The following is a 1458-nucleotide window of genomic DNA, read 5'->3' as shown; positions in this document are numbered from 1 at the left end:
TCTGCCACCTTCAGTGATCGCGGCGCCAGCAGTTGCTGAGCTCAGTATCACGGTCATTGGATCAGCATCATCCACTACGGTGTTGGCAACGGTGCCAGTAGGTGTAATGGACTGGAAATTACCAACTGCTCCGACTGTTTGTACAGCAGTACTAATGGTAACTGGACTTAAAGTCTGAATGCCTTGTACCAATGGATCATCAGTGCGAACTGCTACCGGTGAAGAGTTTCCAGTAGTAGAGCCAACTGGGATAGTGATGATTTGACCGTTGGACAAGGTAACAACCATGTCACTACCTGTCACAGTAGTTGCTACCGTCGCGGTATACACAATACTGCTGCCTTCAGAAATTGCAGTACCGGCAGTCGCTGAACTGAGCGTCACGGTCGTAGTTGCAAAAACCGTTATATCGAGTGTACTTGTATCACCTACTGTAGCGCCACTATCGTCTGTCAAGCTATAAGTAACCGTTGGTACGACACCATGGAAACTTGCGGTTGGTGTAAAGGTATAAGCACCATCTGCACCGATTGTGATGGTGCCAACACCGGTAATCGTAGCGGTCTGCCCTGCTGTGTACACCGTACTATCGCCAGCCACTTGGAAGCTTGTTAACGTAATTGGGCCATCACCAGAAGTTAATCCACTATCAATCACGTTGTTATTGATCGAAACACCTTGTGGCGAAACAATAACTTCATTGCTATCAACAAAAGTATCGTTAACCGGAGTAATCGTGACCGTCACTGTCTTAGTGAGCACTTCACCAGAAGCAGCATCCGTTACCGTATAGGTAAAGGTATCCGTGCCACTAAAGTTCGCGGTTGGAGTATAGGTATACGTACCATCGGCAGCAACAGTGACAGTGCCATGCGCAGGATCTGTTGCCTTGGCATAAGCCAAGGTACCACCTGAAGTGGTGCTGTCATTGGCAACAACCGTACCATTGACGGGCGTATCTTCAGGGGTGGTATTAGTGTCATTAGCAGCAGTTAAGTCAACTACCGGAGTCACTGTGATGATGAGCGTGCTGGTATCACCTACTGTAGCGCCACTATCGTCAGTCAAGCTATAGGTCACTGTTGGAACAGTGCCATAGTAGTTTGCAACCGGAGTGAAGGTGTAAGCACCATCTGCACCGATTGTGATGGTGCCAACACCGGTAATCGTAGCGGTCTGCCCATCTGTGTACACCGTACTATCGCCAGCTACTTGGAAGCCTGTCAAAGTAATTGGGCCATCACCAGACGTTAATCCAGCATCAATCACGTTGCCGCTAATTGGGGTGTCTTCAGGCGTGCTAACTGCTTCGTTAGTATCAGCAAAAGTATCGTTAACCGGAGTAATCGTGACCGTCACTGTCTTAGTGAGCACTTCACCAGAAGCAGCATCCGTTACCGTATAGGTAAAGGTATCCGTGCCACTAAAGTTCGCGGTTGGAGTATAGGTATACGTACC

General features: G+C 48.6%; 1 protein-coding gene. It reads right to left on the bottom strand.

From position 1 onward, the window contains the following. Window positions 1-1458 (bottom strand): tandem-95 repeat protein (locus ICN19_RS08180; protein WP_216246967.1); only part of this gene is annotated, 1458 nt, incomplete at both ends.

Source organism: Polynucleobacter sp. AP-Capit-er-40B-B4 (assembly GCF_018882245.1).
In the GTDB taxonomy this organism is placed as follows: Bacteria; Pseudomonadota; Gammaproteobacteria; order Burkholderiales; family Burkholderiaceae; genus Polynucleobacter.
Note: the sequence above shows the minus strand (reverse complement) of the source record. Positions and strands in the feature narration are given on the sequence as shown.